Below are 2925 nucleotides of genomic sequence, written 5' to 3'. Positions count from 1 at the left end.
TAGTCGGCCCTGCAAAACCCCTCACCACCCACACCGCTCATAGGAGCGCAGCCCTGGATTCAGGGCCATCGCCAATAGCCAGAACTCCCAGCTTCAATTCCACTACCCCTCAATTCCTGGGAGTTTTGGAGCAGCTTGGATGGCCACCGACGACTTCTTCCGCGCCCGTCTGGAGAACATGATCGACCTGCGCCACCCGCTGGCGGTGCTGGCGCGTCGCATGCCTTGGCAGACCCTCGAAGCTGTCTTGGCCCCGTCGCTGGCCCATCGCGACCGCAAGGGCCGTCTCGTCCAGGGCGCTGACCTCTTCGGCCCCTCCGCGCAGCTCGTTGGGGCTGGGGTCAGCCCCGCTGGCCGGCCTCGCCTGCCGGTGCGCTTGATGGTGGCGCTGCTCTACCTCAAGCACGCCTTCAACTTGAGCGATGAGGAACTCGTCGAGCGCTGGGCCGAGAACGTCGTCTGGCAGTTCTTCAGCGGCATGGCGTACTACCAGCCGCGCCTGCCTTGCGACGCCACGCAGATCGGCCGCTTCCGGCGCCTCATCGGCGAGGCCGGCGTCGAGCAGTTGCTCAAGACCACCGTGGAGACTGCGCTGGAGATCAAGGCCGTCAAGAAGGCCGAGTTCGAGCGCGTGATCGTCGACAGCACGGTGCAGGAGAAGGCCGTCGCGCACCCCACCGACAGTCGCTTGCTGGAAGCCGCAAGAGCCAAGATCGTTCGTCTGGCCAAGCAGGCCGGCATCGCGCTCAAGCAAACCCATGAGCGCGAGGGCAAGAAGCTGCGCCGGCGCGCCAGCGGCTATGCCCACGCCAAGCAGTTCAAGCGCTTGGCGCGGGTGCTGCGGCGCCAGCGCACGGTGCTCGGGATCGTGCTGCGTGAGGTGAGGCGCAAGATGAGCAGCCTCAGCCAAGGGGCACAAGCCGTCCTGGCCCCCTGGATGGAGCGCGCCGGGCGCATCCACAGCCAGCGCCGCCAAGACAAGGGCAAGCTCTACGCGCTGCACGCCCCCGAGGTCGAGTGCATCGGCAAGGGCAAGGCCAGGAAGCCCTTCGAGTTCGGCGTCAAGGTCAGCGTGGCGGTGACCCACAAGAGCGGCTTGATGGTCGGAGCGCGCAGCTTCCCCGGCAACCCGTACGACGGGCACACGCTGGCGGCGCAGTTGGAGCAGACGACGACGCTGCTGCAGGACCTCGGCGTCAAGCCGCTGACGGCGGTGGTGGATCTGGGGTACCGGGGCGTGGACGCTCAGGTGGCGCCGGTCGAGGTGATCCACCGGGGCAAGTTCAAGAGCTTGACGGCAGTGCAAAAGCGATGGCTCAAGCGCCGCCAGGCGGTGGAGCCGGCCATCGGACATGCCAAGGCCGATCACCGCATGGATCGCTGCTGGCTCAAGGGCAGCGAGGGGGATGCATTGCATGCGGTGCTGTGCGCGGCGGGCTTCAACCTGCGCTGGTTGCTGCGTGCAATTGCCAAGCAGGCCAAGGAGGCGGCACGCAAGGCCCGGCGGCGGCTTTTTGCGCTCGCACCGAACTGGGTCTACACGGTGCGTCGTGTCTTGGACCGCGCCCGCTCGGCGATCGGTGCTTCTGCGACGCGCTTCGGCCCGCTCGGTTCAATGCGGCTGGCACCGGGATGAATTTCGCAGGGCCGACTACTTAGATTTGACTAGCCCTACGTGAGCGAAAGTACTGGCTTTCGCAGTAGTCGGCGGGGTCTATCGCTCCCAACTCCTGCTGAGCTTTACAGGCGAAATAGAGCTCTTAGCCGGGGCACCATTTCGAGCGCCTTGGCGTGCTGCGGGCTACCGGGCGGCAAGTCGTAGAAGGATAAGTCGAGCTCTTCGAGCTTTTTTCCACAAGCCCCAACGGCCATGCAAGCGGCGAGCTCGCGAAGGCTGCCTCCTGGTGCAGCCTCATCCATTTGTGCAGCATGAGAAACCAACTCGATCAAGCCGTCGAACTGGCGCTCACTGGTGAATGTGGAAAACTCTGACATGTGCTGCCTAATCAGCGCCAATCGCAGCACATAGTCGGTCACTGGCACCCCTTGTGCCTTCAATGCTTCATTAAACCGATTCGCAGTTTGTTCGGTGTAATTTGACGCAAGCATGCTGACAAGCAATTTTCCGTTCGAATCACCTGGATTCGGGCTATCGAAGCGATTGTGTTCTTGACCTATCGGAGTGCATCTTGTTTCAATCTGCTGCAAAGCAGTTATGCGCTGCGCGTGTATAGCTGGCGTGGTTTCAGAGGTTGGAGGGGCCTGGCCGTTCGACTGCATCGATGGAATGGTCAAAGTGTTGCCATTGAGCAGGCCTCGCTCCTTCGCATAATGGGCAAGCTGACCGGCAAGAGAACATTCGGCTCTTATATGTCGGATTACTTCGTAGTCGCCCGGCCTACCGCGCTGATAAAGGTAAACCAACAGTGGATAAGGCTGCTGCGAGTTCGCCAGTTGTTGCAACATCTCCGCTGGCGAAGCGTCTACAAATCTTGTCGCTTGGGCGGCGACAACGTTGGTCCTCGGATCCGACTCAACTGGCTTTTCGGCAGCGGTTTGAGTCACAAACCTCGGTGCTGGCGAAACGCCAAGACTGGTGACTTCGCCCTCAGAGAAACCCGCTTGGGGCGAAGACCAAAGAAGAAAAAACCTCGCCCCAATTGCAAACAGGACGCCGATGACGGCTAGGCAGAAGAGGCGCCTGGGCCACCGCGAAGTCATCCGAACCTGAGCCTTCATTTCATCTGATCCTGATTTTAACTCCGTAGCTCAGCAACTAACGGCACTTTGGCTCGCCCTCGGCGCCAGCCTGCTTGTGGTTGGCCCAAATTTGGGGTCCTCCGGTGTAAGTAAAGGAAATAATGAAGGTGTGAATAGCTCCATCTGAATACTGAACTTCAACAGTATCTCCATTGCGAACGTCAG

The 2925-nt window shown here is 61.3% G+C and carries 2 protein-coding genes; one reads left to right on the top strand and one right to left on the bottom strand.

From position 1 onward, the window contains the following. Window positions 1–139 precede the first annotated feature (139 nt). A complete protein-coding gene (locus ACOVRJ_RS03630) occupies window positions 140–1636 on the top strand; it encodes an IS5 family transposase (protein WP_422042541.1) in 1497 nt (498 codons plus the stop codon). 104 nt (window positions 1637–1740) lie between these two features. On the opposite strand, the gene ACOVRJ_RS03625 is transcribed toward ACOVRJ_RS03630, so the two are convergent. Then, window positions 1741–2466, bottom strand: coding sequence for a hypothetical protein (locus ACOVRJ_RS03625; RefSeq protein WP_422042540.1), 726 nt, complete (start codon window positions 2464–2466; stop codon window positions 1741–1743). Window positions 2467–2925 lie beyond the last annotated feature (459 nt).

The sequence above is a fragment of the Roseateles sp. genome, assembly GCF_049240545.1.
GTDB lineage: Bacteria > Pseudomonadota > Gammaproteobacteria > Burkholderiales > Burkholderiaceae_C > Paucibacter_A.
The sequence above is the reverse complement of the archived record's forward strand: the minus strand, read 5'-3'. Positions and strand labels throughout refer to the sequence as shown.